General features: G+C 44.5%; 12 protein-coding genes. 5 read left to right on the forward strand and 7 right to left on the reverse strand.

Features of this window, described 5'->3' with window-relative positions:
* Window positions 1–15: 15 nt before the first annotated feature.
* The 6 genes from M0Q51_02055 to M0Q51_02080 form a co-directional block, all read right to left on the reverse strand.
* Window positions 16–1,014, reverse strand: coding sequence for an RnfABCDGE type electron transport complex subunit D (locus M0Q51_02055; GenBank protein MCK9398762.1), 999 nt, complete (start codon window positions 1,012–1,014; stop codon window positions 16–18).
* 3 nt (window positions 1,015–1,017) lie between these two features.
* The gene (rsxC, locus tag M0Q51_02060; protein MCK9398763.1) at window positions 1,018–2,358 is read right to left on the reverse strand and encodes an electron transport complex subunit RsxC; all 1,341 of its coding nucleotides are present in this window, start codon (window positions 2,356–2,358) and stop codon (window positions 1,018–1,020) included.
* Complete coding sequence (locus tag M0Q51_02065) at window positions 2,346–3,230, reverse strand: RnfABCDGE type electron transport complex subunit B (GenBank protein ID MCK9398764.1); 885 nt, start codon at window positions 3,228–3,230, stop codon at window positions 2,346–2,348. The genes rsxC and M0Q51_02065 overlap by 13 nt, the downstream gene beginning before the upstream one ends.
* Before the next feature lie 309 nt (window positions 3,231–3,539).
* Window positions 3,540–5,909 carry a T9SS type A sorting domain-containing protein gene (locus tag M0Q51_02070; GenBank protein MCK9398765.1) on the reverse strand — a complete coding sequence of 790 codons (2,370 nt, stop codon included), beginning with the start codon at window positions 5,907–5,909 and terminating at the stop codon, window positions 3,540–3,542.
* A gap of 88 nt (window positions 5,910–5,997) precedes the next feature.
* A complete protein-coding gene (locus M0Q51_02075) occupies window positions 5,998–6,411 on the reverse strand; it encodes a SoxR reducing system RseC family protein (protein ID MCK9398766.1) in 414 nt (137 codons plus the stop codon).
* Window positions 6,412–6,513: 102 nt separating this feature from the next.
* Window positions 6,514–7,218: an SDR family oxidoreductase gene (locus M0Q51_02080; GenBank protein ID MCK9398767.1), complete on the reverse strand. Its 705-nt coding sequence runs from the start codon at window positions 7,216–7,218 to the stop codon at window positions 6,514–6,516.
* Window positions 7,219–7,331: 113 nt separating this feature from the next.
* Here M0Q51_02080 and M0Q51_02085 point away from each other — a divergent pair, with 113 nt between their 5' ends.
* The 4 genes from M0Q51_02085 to M0Q51_02100 all read left to right on the forward strand — a co-directional run bounded on the left by M0Q51_02085 (window position 7,332) and on the right by M0Q51_02100 (window position 10,672).
* Window positions 7,332–7,730 (forward strand): DUF4783 domain-containing protein, encoded by a 399-nt coding sequence (locus tag M0Q51_02085; GenBank protein MCK9398768.1) that lies wholly within the window; start codon window positions 7,332–7,334, stop codon window positions 7,728–7,730.
* A 13-nt stretch (window positions 7,731–7,743) separates the two neighbouring features.
* The gene (gene nadC / locus M0Q51_02090; protein MCK9398769.1) at window positions 7,744–8,604 is read left to right on the forward strand and encodes a carboxylating nicotinate-nucleotide diphosphorylase; all 861 of its coding nucleotides are present in this window, start codon (window positions 7,744–7,746) and stop codon (window positions 8,602–8,604) included.
* 7 nt (window positions 8,605–8,611) lie between these two features.
* Window positions 8,612–9,595, forward strand: coding sequence for a YihY/virulence factor BrkB family protein (locus M0Q51_02095; protein MCK9398770.1), 984 nt, complete (start codon window positions 8,612–8,614; stop codon window positions 9,593–9,595).
* 84 nt (window positions 9,596–9,679) lie between these two features.
* Entirely contained in the window at window positions 9,680–10,672 is a 993-nt protein-coding gene (locus M0Q51_02100) for a hypothetical protein (GenBank protein MCK9398771.1), read from the forward strand.
* Between the two features lie 15 nt (window positions 10,673–10,687).
* On the opposite strand, the gene alaS is transcribed toward M0Q51_02100, so the two are convergent.
* Window positions 10,688–13,312, reverse strand: coding sequence for an alanine--tRNA ligase (gene alaS / locus M0Q51_02105; protein ID MCK9398772.1), 2,625 nt, complete (start codon window positions 13,310–13,312; stop codon window positions 10,688–10,690).
* Between the two features lie 136 nt (window positions 13,313–13,448).
* Between alaS and M0Q51_02110 the strand changes: the two genes are divergently transcribed.
* Entirely contained in the window at window positions 13,449–14,423 is a 975-nt protein-coding gene (locus M0Q51_02110; protein MCK9398773.1) for a M23 family metallopeptidase, read from the forward strand.
* The last annotated feature ends 4 nt before the right edge of the window (window positions 14,424–14,427 follow it).

Consider the following 14,427-nt stretch of genomic DNA (forward strand, 5'->3'; position numbering starts at 1 on the left):
AGGAAAAAGATTTAATTAATTCTTAACCAGGCCAAACCGCCTGGGTTTAAAACTCCTGTTGATAAGCGGTGTGAAGGCATTCATGATCAGAATGGCAAATGAGACGCCTTCCGGGTACCCTCCCCAGAGCCGTATGATCATGGTCAGAATCCCGCAGCCGGCGCCAAAGATCAACATCCCTCTTGTATTGACTGGTGAAGAGACCATATCGGTTGCCATATAAAAAATACCGAGCATCATGCCACCGGTAATCAGGTGGAATAAAGGGTCCAGGTATCTTTCGGGGTTGATCAGCCAGAAAATACCGGCAAATACCACGACTGATAGAATATAAGAAACAGGAATATGCCAGGTAATGATCTTCTTATAAAACATGTAAAGCGCCCCGATCAGCAAAGCAATAGCAGATACTTCCCCAAGTGACCCTCCCTGGTTACCCAGTAATTCACGTGCATAGTCCGGAATCTGGGGTAACAACTCCGATACTGTCTTGCCTGCCCTCAGTCCTTCTTTTACGATACCCAAAGTAGTCGGGCCGGTAATGGCATCTGTTACGGCCGTACCGCCAAAGATCGCCTTTGGCACCGGCCAGGTGGTCATATCCACCGGAAATGACATTAACAGGAAAACCCGCCCGACCAAAGCAGGGTTAAAGGGATTTTTACCCAGGCCTCCAAAGCTCATTTTCGCGATGGCAATAGCAACGAATGCGCCAACAATGGTCATCCAGACGGGAAGGTTGCTGGGGACATTGAATGCAAGCAATACGCCTGTAACAAGAGCTGATCCGTCGTTAATGGTCAAAATGCCTTTGAGCAGGTATTTCTGAATGACCCATTCAAAGAAAAGGCAGGCCAGTACCGACACCAGCATGACCTTAGCAGCGCCCAGGCCAAAAAAATAAAATGAAACCAGCATCGCCGGGATCATGGCGATAACAACACCGTACATGATTTTCGGCACCGACTGATCAGCGTGGATGTGAGGAGAACCTGAAACTGTGAGTAAGCCCATATCTTATTTTTTTCCTCTGTTTCTGATATTTTGACCGACTTTATTTTTTCCGAGGCGGATATAATCGAGCAATGGACGTCCGGAAGGACAGGTATAGTGGCATGATCCACACTCCATACAATCCATGACCAAATTGGCTTCTGCCATATCCCACATGTTATTCTCCGAGTATTGGGCAAGCAGGATCGGTTCGAGACCCATTGGGCACACCCTTACGCAACGACCGCAACGGATGCATGCCTTCATTTCAGTGCGGGAGGAATTTACTTCGGTAAATAGTAAAAGCCCTGATGTCCCTTTTACAACAGGAACTTCGAGCGAGTTCAGCGCTTTCCCCATCATGGGGCCTCCACTGACAACCTTTCCGGTAATTTCCAGGTCTGCCTGAACCCTTTCCAATAGCTCCTGAACCGGGGTACCTATCCTGACAAGGAAATTCGATGGTTTTTTTACTGTTTTACCAGTCACTGTGACAATGCGTTCGATAAGCGGCTTATTCTTCTGAACCGCTTCATAAACGGCAAAAGCTGTTCCCACGTTATTGACCACACATCCGACTTCAATGGGTAATTTTCCTGACGGGACTTCACGGCCCAGCAAGGCATTGATCAGTTGTTTTTCACCACCCTGAGGGTACCTGACCTTCAAGGCCTGAATGGAAATATTGGGATATTGTTTTGACAATTCAGTCATATGCCGTATAGCCTCGGGTTTGTTGTTTTCGATTCCGATAATGGCTTTTTCTACGCCAAGGCCTTTCATCAGTATCATGGTGCCGATCAGCACTTCTTCTCCTTTTTCCAGCATCAGGCGGTGGTCGGCCGTAAGATAAGGCTCGCACTCAACCCCGTTTATTATCAGGAACTCGGCCTTTTTACCATCCGGGACCATCAATTTGACATGAGAAGGAAAAGTTGCCCCCCCCATGCCAACAATGCCCATATCATGGATCTTTTTAATGATCTCCTCACGCGCAAGGGTAAGTTCTTTCCTGATCCCGGGGCTGCGATCTATTGAAAGTTCCCATTCATCTCCCTCCACTTTAATCACCACAGCCTTTCTTCTAAAACCGGTTTGATCGATCATGTCATCGATCTTAAGTACTTTTCCGGATACAGATGAATGAACATTGGATGAAATGAAAGCTTCGCCTTTAGCGATCAGCTGACCGACTTTCACGGTATCTCCCTTATTAACCATCGGAATACCGGGCGCTCCCAGGTTCTGGTTAACAGGTATGCTAACCTGCCTGGGTAATGGGAAAACTTCAATGGAGCTTTCCTCTGATAGTTTATTTTCGGTTGGATGAACACCTCCTGAACGGAAAGTTTTCAATGCACACATCCTGTTTTTTTGTTTGATAATTCTTCTGCTTCCTTCTCTTTACGGGAAGGGAAATTGATCTCATGGATAGCTTCTGTCGGACAAACAGGGGTGCATTTCCTGCAAAGTTTGCACTTATCGAAATCGATATAAGCCAGGTTTTCTATTAGCGTGATGGCCTCGAAAGGACAAACTTCAACACATTTTCCACATCCGATACACGCAACCGAGCAATTCTTCCTTGCTGGTCCTCCTTTTTCCTCATTAACACAACAAACATAGATCCGGCGGTCTTTTTTGCCTTTGGTCCTTAATTCGATAATGCCACGGGGGCAAGCTTTTACGCAGGCCCCGCAGGCGATGCAGTTTTCTTTGACCACCGGTAAACCGGTTTCAGGTTCCATGAAAATAGCATCAAAATTGCAGGAAACCACGCAATCGCCAAGCCCCAGGCAACCGTACGCACAACCACTGGTCCCCGCATACAAATTATGCGCAAAAGCGCAGGTGGCTGGCCCATCATACTTAACTTTGGCCGGCGCATGCCCGAATGATCCGTTGCAGCGCACTACCGCAATGAGTGGTTCTGCTTCGGAAGCCACCAATCCAAGAATGGCTGCCACCTTTTTCATCACATCCGATCCTCCGACCGGGCAATTCAATCCCTCAATCGACTTTTCATCTTCAGCTTTTTTAACTAATGCTTCTGCAAAATTCCGGCAGCCTGCAAAGCCACATCCCCCGCAATTGGCAGCCGGAAGCGATTCTTCCACAATTCCAATCCTGGGATCTTCTATGACTTTGAATTTCTGGGCGACGAAATATAGCACAACCGCGGATACTAAACCAATCGCACTGAGTGATACAACGCCAAGAATCAATATACTGTCCACCTTAGTCTACTGTTTAAAAATTTACGCCTTAAAACCTGAATATTTCGGTTTTAGAAGGGTGGAGTAAAATTAAAAACAATTGTGAAAATAGTAACAATGGGAATGTAATTTAGGATTTTAAGTAAAGCATTGAACTAGTGTAACTTATGATGAAAAAAAAAGAAGCTTCTAATACCAGGGTATTGAAGCTTCTGAAAATCATAGGTTTCTGTAAAATTTAGAAACCTTCTAAATTGCTAGTTTTTAAGCTATTTGTAAGGTATATAAAGAACCTTGATTCAACTGATGATCGCAAGCCAAAAATAAAGCTCACTGCAGGACGACTTTTTGCGTGACCTGCTCCTTCATATTGCTGACTTTAAGGTAATAAATACCCTTGGGGAACCGGGATATATTCATGGAGTTGGAATATTGCCCGTCAGTTATAGGGAGTTTCATGGTAAAGACCACAATACCCTGAGTATTGGTCATGGTCAGCATGGTTTCCTGGTTTTTTTCAATCCCCCTGATCTGGAAATTCAGTTGTGAATAGGCAGGATTTGGGACTACTTTAATGGAAAACTGGCTTTCCGTTCCTTCTCTGATGCCTGTGCACTGATCGATTGTAATCTTCACCTTATCAGTATGAGAGCTTTCACAAGGAAGTGAATCGTATGCTGTCAGCCTCAGCCATACAAATCCTTTAGAAATGTCCTCTGTCCCGGGCGTGTATAAAGGATTAAATATCTTTACATCATCGAAAGTACCGTCCCCATCAGATTTCCAGAGGATCGAATCCTGGTATTCCGCTGACCCTGAAAGCATAATTGTCTCATCAGCGCAGATCGTAGAATCAGGTCCCGCATTCGCTTTTGCTATCTTAGCTAAAGAAACATTGACAGTGTCAGAGTCTTCTTGTCCGGGCAAATATCCCGTTCCGACCATCCACAGGGTCATCCCTCCGTTTACAACGTCCCCCTGACCTCTGAGATAAACAGCCTGTATTTTTGATGGATCAACAAAGAACCCATCTCCTGATGAGTACCATTGGACAGATTGCTGATAAAAAGACTGGGCATCAGCCTGGAATGGCTCAGTTTCACAGATAATGGTATCGTTTCCGGCATCGACTTCAGGCGGTAAAATAGGGCCGAAATTGAACGAGGCAATCCGGGTCTTCCACCCGCTTTTGTAATATTCATTCGTAAACCAGAAGGTGGAATCATCAGTCGGGTCGACTGAAAGGCAGGAATAATCGCCCCAACGATCCATGCCGCTTTGAGAACTTGTTCCGCCAATGATCTGTATTTCTTCAAGGTTCATTTCGCCCGGTGTCGCATCAGCACGTCTTCCTACATAACGGATTGACGGATAAGTTGATGCGCTGGAAATACTGAATCCAAGACCGATATCTCCGTTACCGTTCATTGCAATACTTCCCATCCATCGGTATTCACCATCATCAGGGGCATAAGTGCCTTGTTGATATATATACCAGTCGCCGGTCTCTTTACGTAATTCATACCACCTGACACCTGTCCGGCCGGCGCCTGCATTGACAGTATGGTTAGCCACCAAAGTCTGGTAAGTGCCGAAATTACGGTATTGCAGTCTGAACATGATCATCATGCCAAGGTCATCAAGCCTGGTGCCGGTGCCAGGTTGCGGCACTCCATTGAGATTTGGGTTAAAAGAAGCCGTAGTGAGGTCGCTGACCATCGTGAAAGCAGAACCTGATGGTGAATCCCAGTTAACATCAAATTCATATACTTCAAAATTCTGTGAGGAAAATGTCCTTAAGTGAGCAAAATAACAAGGGGAACCGACAGGAGGTGGCGTCCCGTCAAAATCTGCCGGCAGCATACTGAAAGTTCCGGAAGGCTGGTTAAAATAAACCATTTGGGCATCCGGGCTGCCAGCAAGCATCGAATCACGCTCGAAAGCCGCCACACCCACACGGGTATAACTGCCGAACATATTAAATGTCGCGTAATAAGCATCCGGCCACACTGATAATTTTGGATAATCATTGAAAGCCGGCATCTGAAAAGCATACCGGTTATAAGATCCCAAGGGGTCAGACGTTGATGAGACGGCTACCAGTTGCCAATAAGTTCCATTAGACGTATTTACAGCAAATTGCGAAGCAATCCACCGGTCAGCTAATTCATCATATAAAACAACCGGGTCACCGTCGTTTGTACCTGTCCAGGGTCCGATGAACCCGTCCCATAATGTGCTGTTATCGACTGGGCCATAAAGTAAATTTCCCTGCTTATCCCAGATGGCAAAAGCAAGGTTTATCATTTGAAAATAATGATCAGGACCCACATCGCCTTCAGTATCAGGTGGAGCACAACTGCAGAGATTTCCAACGCCTTCAAAATTAAGTACCGGTCCTGCAATTTCCCTCGAGGCAGGATATGATTGCTGCAGTACCGGATCAACAAAATCTTCCGGGATGTTTGCTTCCATGTTTTTGTATTCATCTTCCATGGATTTATTCTGGATGATATTATCTTTCCAGGAACGGTCACGCTCTCCCGGGAGGACAATAGGCATATCCCTCAGCGGTGGGGTAACATCAAAATAAACTGCTTTTGAGACGATCGGGACATTTTGCTCCTGGCTATCCTGTCCCTGGATGAATCCTGCCATCAGCATGGCAAGCATGAAAATAAAATAGTGATAAAATTTCATAGTTTTTCTTTTTGATTTTAGATATGGGAGTGTGAAAAATGAATAATGAATAATTATTAATAACAACCGAAAACCCCTGTTGTTCAATTCATTCGATCCGAAACCTGAATTCTTTTCTTAACTGCTTTCTGAACAAATATAATGTAAGATAATAGGGTACAAGCATTAAAAGGGAAAGCAAAGCCGCCAGTCCTTCATGTTTGAGGACGGACAGAAAAAGAATGATGGATCCCACTAATACAACTAATGGCAGTACATAGCCCATTAATACGGCCTTCTGCCCCAAAGATTCTTCCATTCTGACCATTACCTGTTCCCCTGGCTTCCGGTTTCCTGAAGGGTCAATATCTGCTTCGATGATTTTTTCCTCAACATCGGCAATGGTGCACGCTCCTTTCGCATGACATGAATTGCAGGCAGAATGTGAAAGTATCCTGACAAAAATTTTATCTCCGGTAATGCTTTCGATAATTCCGGGATGAATAATGGTGGCTGAAGCCATGAGAAGTTTGCTGATTTCCGGTCACAAAGATAGCAGAAAATCAATCGCCCCCGACAGAACCGTATGTCAGTCATAAATAAACTATTAATCTGAATAAATGATTCATGGAGTAGAAACCGACACAGGCAGAACCTTTCCGTTGAACCATTGGTGACCACGGAGGGAGAATTCAGTGATAAAAGCAGCCATCTCTCCGGCGGAGAGAGGCGCTTTATAGCCGGGAAAAGCTTGCTCCAGCATCTCTGTTTGTGCTGATCCCAAAGCAAGGCAGTTAACTTTTATCTGCCTGCCTTTGAACTCTTCAGCCAGGCATTCAGTCAATATAGCCAAAGCGCCTTTGCTGGCGCTATAAAGCGACAAACCAGGGAATTTCGCACTCCCCTGGAAGCCTCCCATACTGCCAATATTGACAATATGGGCGTTTTTGGAGAAATGAGGAAGCAGGTGCCTGGTCAGATTGAATACGCTCTTTACATTTGCATGGAACATCAGGTCAAAATCGCTTTCTTCCATATTCTCAAAAGGCTTATGGAGCAATAATCCGGCATTATTGACCAGGATATCAACGTTATTCATTATTCTCAGAATTTCCGGCACTAATATTGCCGGATAATTACCTTGCAATAAGTCAAATGGAAAGATATGTACATTATCAATACCGCTTATATTCCTGCATGTTTGTTTCAATTTCTCCAGTCCCCCTTTTCCGCGGGCTATTGCAAAGACATTGTTTTGCCGGTCCTGTGCGAAATTCTTAACGGTTTCAAAACCGATTCCACGGCTTGCGCCTGTTACAATGATATTCATGGTGCAATTTTTGCAATTAAAAACAAATTTAGCAATTTGCAGGGACAACCCGGGCTTTCCTATATTTATTACGACATGGATTTATTTGATAAATTTGCAATAAACTTCAAGGTATGAAAGAAGTCATTCTCCTGATGATGTTCACCATTCTTGCAACATGGGTAAAGGTAGAGGCACAGGATGACCCCTTCGATCCTATCTTTAAAGCTATGCAGGGATCAGATGCCAGAAGTTTGTCAGCTTCATTCAACGTAACTGTCGAGTTGCTCCTTCCGGACAATGAAAATACTTACAGTGCAGCACAGGGTGAAATGATTATGAAAGATTTCTTTAAAAAATATCCGCCTGATTCTTTTACAGTAATTCAAAAGGGTACAATTGATCCCATATCCAGGTTTGCAATTGGTAACTATGTTACCGGCAACAGGCAATACCAGGTATATATCAATCTGCGCAAGGAAAAAGACCGCTTCCTGATTCAAAAGATCAAGTTTGAAGAGAAAAAAAAGTAACCGGACCCTCCGCATGAATATTGAAGAAATTATCCGGCAAGCACTGGAAGAAGATATTGGTAATGGTGACCATACTTCCCTGGCAACTATCCCCGGGGAAGCAACCGGTAAGTCGAAGCTGCTGATTAAAGAAGAAGGAATCCTGGCAGGTGTTGATATAGCCAGACAAGTTTATTATCTTCTCGATCCATCCCTTAAATTTGATATCCTGATAGCGGACGGATCAGCCGTTATGCCCGGTAATATTGCCTTTTACATATCCGGAAGTTCCCGGTCCATCCTCACTGGTGAACGGCTGGCACTCAATTTCATGCAAAGGATGAGCGGCATTGCTACTGCTACTTCGCAGTTGGTAAAACTTATTGAAGGTACCGGAGCAAAGATCCTTGACACCCGGAAAACCACCCCACTTTTAAGGGAATTGGAAAAGACCGCGGTCAGGCTGGGCGGCGGGGAAAACCACCGGATGGGACTTTACGATATGATCATGATCAAGGATAACCACGTGGATTTTGCCGGAGGTATCAGGCAAGCCATTGAAGCCGTGAATGCCTATCTAAGCAAGATGAAGCCTGAAGAATTAAAAATTAAAAATGAAAAATTAAAAATTGAGATTGAGGTTCGTAATTTCCGGGAATTGGAAGAGGTATTAAGCGTCGGCAGGGTTGACAGGGTCATGCTCGATAATTTCACGGCTCCTGACCTGGTCAAAGCTGTGAAAATGATCGGTGGACGTTTTGAAACTGAAGCTTCAGGGGGCATTAATGCCCATAATATCAGGGAATATGCTGAAACAGGAGTGGATTTCATTTCTGTCGGCGCCCTGACTCACCACATCAAAAGTCTGGATATGAGTCTTAAAGCGGTACTATAGCCTTTATATGAAGGAATTTATTATAAGAATCTCAGTAAAAGTTAAAGGCTTAATCACGAAGCTTTTCAGACTAATTTTTATTCCGCTTTTCCTTCTGTCACGTAAAATTGTCCTTCCGGGATTTAGAGGTGTCTCTCTTTACGAAGTAGGATTGTTTTTTATCCGTGGAATGAAGAAAAGTTCGATATCCCTCCGGGCTAACGCCATCTCCTATTCTTTCATCATTGCTTTCGTTCCGGCCGTTCTATTTTTATTTACCCTGATTCCTTATATTCCAATTACTGACCTGAAAGAGAATATGATGATGACCTTGCAGGAAGTTATCCCCTATGAAGCCTTCATCCTTTTACGGTCAACCATTGAAGATATCATAACCAACCAGCAAACCGGCCTGCTCTCCATAAGTTTTTTAATCACTCTCTATTTTGCCGGTAGTGGGGTAATTGCTATCATGAATGCCTTTAACCAGTCTTCCCATTCAATTGAGTCGCGTACCTCTTTAAAAAAGCAACTGATTGCTTTGTTACTGGTATTTATCCTTGCGGTAAACATGATTATCTCCGGTGCAGCCCTTGCCTTATCATCTATTGTATTGTATTTTATGGAAAGCAAAGGTATAATAAGTGATAATTCCACTTTGTTCTTGCTGCAGGCGGGTCAGTGGGTCATCATCCTGCTTACTTCTTTGATTGCTTTTTCAAGCATTTATTACCTTGCACCGGCTAAAAAACGGGTTTTCCCTTTCTTTTCAGCCGGATCCATACTTGCTTCTCTGTTATCCGTCTTAAGCTTTAAAGTGTTTTCAATCTTTATTGAAAACTTCACCAATTACAACAGATTTTATGGATCATTAGGAACCATGATCATGATCATCGTGTGGATCAACCTTACTGCCCTGATGTTATTAATTGGCTTTGAACTGAATGCCAGCATTTACGAGGCAAGCAAGAATAAATTGAACGATAAAGAAGGATCAGAGGGTGATGCATAGCATAACCAGGTGGATTTGCATGCATATTATTTTCAGCTAACTTTGTGCTTTTTATGACGTTAATTTAACGATCAATTAAAATTCATGACCAATCATAAGATTGTCTTTATCGGAGCAGGAGCTATTGGAACAGCCCTGGGCAATTCTCTCGCTAAGAATAATGAAAATGACATTACGTTGGTTTCGATTGAAGAAGAGGTGGTGAATTCCATCAACCAGATTCACGTCAACCAGAAATACTTTCCGGGCATCTCATTGAATCCACTATTAAAAGCCACATGCAGCACCGAACCGATAAAATCGGCCGGGTTCATCTTTTCAGCGATCCCATCTGCTGAAACCGTCCGTTACCTGGAAAAACATAAAGAAATCATTCCCGCTGATTGTATTATTGTCAACCTTGCTAAAGGTTTTGGCGAACATAATTGCACCATCATCAAATGCCTGAAAGAGTTCCTGCCAAACCCGGTCTGCCCGATGAAAGGACCAACCTTTGCCCGCGACATCATCAATAATCAACCGACCGCTTTCACTGTCGGATCTGATGATCCTAGCCTTTTCCCCAAATTCAGCCAATTATTCCGCGATACGAACATATACCTGGATTACAGTACCGATGTCCAGGGTGTGGAGATCCTGAGCATCCTGAAAAATATTTATGCCATCGTGGCAGGTATAACCGATGCCAGTTTTGATGCACCTAACCTGCGTTCCCTGGTGTTGACAAAGGCTTTTAAGGAGATGAGGAATATACTTCTTGAATTCGGCGGCTGCGAACAGACCATGTTCAAATTCTGCGGATTTGGCGATTTCACACTGACTGCCCTGAACGACCTCAGCAGGAACCGTACCCTGGGACTCCTTATCGGCAAAGGATTTTTTACGAGGGAAATGTCAGATAAAGTGGTACTCGAAGGAAAAATCGCTGTGAATGTTTTAGTGGAGGTACTGGCATCAAGGAATCTCAATGGACACTTCCCCATCCTGCATGAATTGCATAAAGTTTTTACTGACCATTACGATCTCTCGCAATTTGTCAACCGGATCATCTCGTTCCAGGGAGATGAAGACTATTAAATTAAAAATTAAAAATTAAAGACTTCCAACGATCTTCCTGGCTTGCTCCAAAACTACCGGAATGCCTTTGGCATTGGTTCCGCCTGCTGTGGCAAAATGAGGCTGTCCCCCGCCCCCGCCATTGATCTCACGGGCCAGTTCCCTGACCAGGTTACCAGCATGCAATCCCCTTTCTTTTACCAGGTCAGCGGACAGCATCAGGCTTATGTTCACCTTATCTTCTGAGATAGTGACAAATAAAATAAACAGGCTGCCGGGCTGGTCACTCATTGAAAAAGCCAGATCCTTGGCTGTTTTTGCATCCAGGTCAAGTTTTGCCCCAATGAACGAGATTCCATTGATCATTTCAGCATTCCGGAGCAGTTCAACTTTCAATGCATCAACCCGGTAACGATTATGCTCTTCGATCTTTCTTAACAGGGCCTTGTTCTCTTCAGCCATGCTTTTTACACTTTTCGCCAGGTCCTTGGTATTCTTTAATATTTCGCGGATCTCTTCGATGAGCGCCAGTTGCTCGTAAAAATAAGCTTCCGCCTTCTCGCCGGTAACAGCTTCAATACGCCTGACACCCGCGGCGATGGCCCCTTCAGAAATGATTTTGAAAAAGCCGATCTGGCCTGTCGAGGGAACATGGGTGCCGGCACAAAGTTCGACAGAGTAACCCGGATCAAACGTAATCACCCTGACTTCCTCCCCGTATTTTTCTCCGAACAAAGCCATGGCCCCCATTTTTTTAGCTGCTTCGACCGGGACTCTCCGCTTCTCGCCTTTGCTGATGTTCTCCCTGATCCTGCTGTTAACGATTATCTCAACTTCGCGAATCTCCTCATCCGTCATTTTAGTGAAATGTGAAAAATCGAAACGAAGGTGATTCTCATCCACCAGTGATCCTTTTTGTTCCACATGGTTCCCCAGGACTTTCCTTAAAGCGGCATGCATAAGGTGGGTAGCGCTGTGGTTATTTGCCGTCGCTCCTCTTTTCCCGCTATCCACTACTGCCCTGATTTTTTTACTTAAATCAGACAGCATCTCCGTCGTTTTATGAATGACCAGGTCGTTCTCCTTGTAAGTATCTTCCACCATGACCCGCTGGCCGCCACATTCCAGGTAGCCCCGGTCACCAACCTGGCCACCGGATTCGGCATAAAATGGAGTCCGGTTCAGGACCAGTTCAAAATATTCCTGCCCCTTCGCTTTAACCTTTCGGTATTTCACGATCTCCACATCAGCCTCGAGTGCATCATATCCTAAAAATTCCGTGGCTTCACCATCAGATTTCAAGGCAACCCAATCATGCGTATCCACCTGTGCCGCATTTCGCGACCGGTTTTTCTGCTCTTCCAGGCCTTCCTGGAATCCTTTCATGTCAATCGACCAGCCTTTTTCCGCTGCCATAACCTGCGTAAGATCTACCGGAAAACCAAAGGTGTCGAACAATTCAAAAGCAAATTTGCCGCCGATCGTTTTTTTTGTGTCATTCTCCTTGAGATATTGCTCAAACTTCCTGATGCCATGAGAGAGAGTCCGCAGGAAGGATTGTTCCTCTTCAGCCACCACCTTGCGGATCAGTTCCCCCTGTGAACGAAGCTCAGGAAAATAAGCCCCCATATTCGAGGACAATACCGGGACCAGCTGGCCCATGAACGGCTCCTTGAGATCAAGGAAAGTATAACCGTAACGGATGGCCCTTCGCAGAATCCGGCGGATGACATATCCGGCCCCGGTGTTGGATGGAAGCTGACCATCGGCAATAGCAAAAGAGACAGCGCGCAAATGATCGGCAATCACGCGCATCGCAATATCTTCATCTACATTATTACCATAAGCTATTCCTGAAATTCTCCCAATTTCATTAATAACAGGCTGGAAAATATCTGTATCATAATTTGATTTCTTCCCCTGTATGACCATCGTCAGTCTTTCAAAACCCATCCCGGTATCAACATGCTTCTGTGGCAAAGGAACCAGCTTTCCGTCCATCTGGCGGTTAAATTCGATGAAAACCAGGTTCCAGATCTCGACAACCTGCGGATGACCTTTGTTGACCAGCTCCCGGCCCGGGATTTTCAGCTTTTCGTCATCACTTCTGAGGTCATAATGAATCTCGGAACATGGGCCGCAGGGTCCGGTTTCACCCATCTCCCAGAAATTGTCTTTTTTAGGACCAGGCAATAGCCGCCCGGGCGGTATGATACGGCTCCATATTGCGGACGACTCAATATCTTTTCCCAGGTTATCTGAAGCATCCCCTTCAAACACCGTTGCATACAGGTTTTCTTCAGAAATCCCATAGACTTTTGTCAGCAGTTCCCAGGCCCATTCGATCGCTTCTTTCTTAAAGTAATCCCCGAACGACCAGTTTCCCAACATTTCAAACATGGTATGGTGATAGGTGTCATGTCCGACTTCTTCCAGGTCGTTATGCTTGCCGGAAACCCGGAGACATTTCTGCGTATCGGCAATGCGAAGATGTTTCGCCGGCGCATGTCCGAGGAAAATATCTTTAAACTGGTTCATACCTGCATTGGTGAACATCAAAGTCGGATCATTCCTGACAACCATGGGCGCCGATAGGACGATTTTATGAGCCTTTGATTCAAAAAATTCTAAAAATATTTTCCTGACTTCTGCTGATTTCATTAATATTCTGATTATTTGCCCGTCAATATGCTTTTTCAAAATGAACTGCAAAATTAATTTTATTTATTTTTGCTCTCTGGTTAAATACTTAAAAAGGTAGAATTATATTAATTCTTATAAATGATGAAGTTATAAAATGGGCAAGAGAGTAAAATACGTATTCAACCATAAAACCTTATCGTTTGAACATGCCAGGCTTACGGCAAGGCATTATATTCTGAAAATTCTTTCTTACTTATCAACAAGCGTGGTTTTTACAGTGGTCTTCGTGGTAATCGGCTCTTACTTCTTCGATTCACCAAAAGAAAGAATGCTGAGGCGTGAGATCAGGCAATATGAGCTTCAGTATAAACTAATGAACGAACGTCTTGAAAAACTACAGGTTGTCCTGAATGATATGGCCGACCGTGATGATAATATCTACCGTGTTATCTTTGAATCAGAGCCAATACCTTCTGAAGCCAGGAAAGCCGGTTACGGGGGAGCAGACCGTTACAAAGACCTTGAAGGATACCGGAATTCTGACCTTCTCATTCAAACTGCTGCAAAATTGGACCAGATCACGGCTAAAATGTACGTTCAGACCAAATCGTTTGATGAAGTCTATGAAATGGCCCGTGATAAAACGCGGCTTATTGCGAGTATTCCAGCCATTCAACCTGTCAGCAACCAGGACCTCCGTCGTTTGTCATCCTACTTTGGTTACCGGACGGATCCTTATTATAAAGTGCCGAAATTCCATGAAGGCGTAGATTTCTCTGCTCCACCGGGGACCGAAATTTATGCAACCGGGGATGGAGTCGTGATCACCAGTGAGCGATCAAAAGGCGGATATGGGAACCAGATCATCATCGACCATGGCTTTGGTTACAAAACTATGTATGCTCACCTTCAGTCATTTAAAGTGAGGGCCGGAGAACGGGTTAAACGCGGCCAGGTTATCGGTACGATAGGAAGTACAGGTAAATCCACATCTCCCCATTTACATTATGAGGTCTGGAAGAGTAACCAGGCTGTAAATCCTATTAATTATTTCTTCAACGACGTCACGCCACAGCAATATGAGGAGATGCTCATGTTATCTCAGCGCCCGTCGCAAACCATGGATTAATGCT

It is taken from the genome of Bacteroidales bacterium (assembly GCA_023229505.1).
Classification (GTDB): domain Bacteria; phylum Bacteroidota; class Bacteroidia; order Bacteroidales; family JAGOPY01; genus JAGOPY01.

Coding starts and splice junctions, on each gene's coding strand:
- M0Q51_02055 (MCK9398762.1), bottom strand. CDS start 1,014: ATGGGCTTACTCACAGTTTCAGGTTCTCCTCACATCCACGCTGATCAG.
- rsxC (MCK9398763.1), bottom strand. CDS start 2,358: ATGTGTGCATTGAAAACTTTCCGTTCAGGAGGTGTTCATCCAACCGAA.
- M0Q51_02070 (MCK9398765.1), bottom strand. CDS start 5,909: ATGAAATTTTATCACTATTTTATTTTCATGCTTGCCATGCTGATGGCA.
- M0Q51_02075 (MCK9398766.1), bottom strand. CDS start 6,411: ATGGCTTCAGCCACCATTATTCATCCCGGAATTATCGAAAGCATTACC.
- M0Q51_02080 (MCK9398767.1), bottom strand. CDS start 7,218: ATGAATATCATTGTAACAGGCGCAAGCCGTGGAATCGGTTTTGAAACC.
- M0Q51_02085 (MCK9398768.1), top strand. CDS start 7,332: ATGAAAGAAGTCATTCTCCTGATGATGTTCACCATTCTTGCAACATGG.
- nadC (MCK9398769.1), top strand. CDS start 7,744: ATGAATATTGAAGAAATTATCCGGCAAGCACTGGAAGAAGATATTGGT.
- M0Q51_02095 (MCK9398770.1), top strand. CDS start 8,612: ATGAAGGAATTTATTATAAGAATCTCAGTAAAAGTTAAAGGCTTAATC.
- M0Q51_02100 (MCK9398771.1), top strand. CDS start 9,680: ATGACCAATCATAAGATTGTCTTTATCGGAGCAGGAGCTATTGGAACA.
- alaS (MCK9398772.1), bottom strand. CDS start 13,312: ATGAAATCAGCAGAAGTCAGGAAAATATTTTTAGAATTTTTTGAATCA.
- M0Q51_02110 (MCK9398773.1), top strand. CDS start 13,449: ATGGGCAAGAGAGTAAAATACGTATTCAACCATAAAACCTTATCGTTT.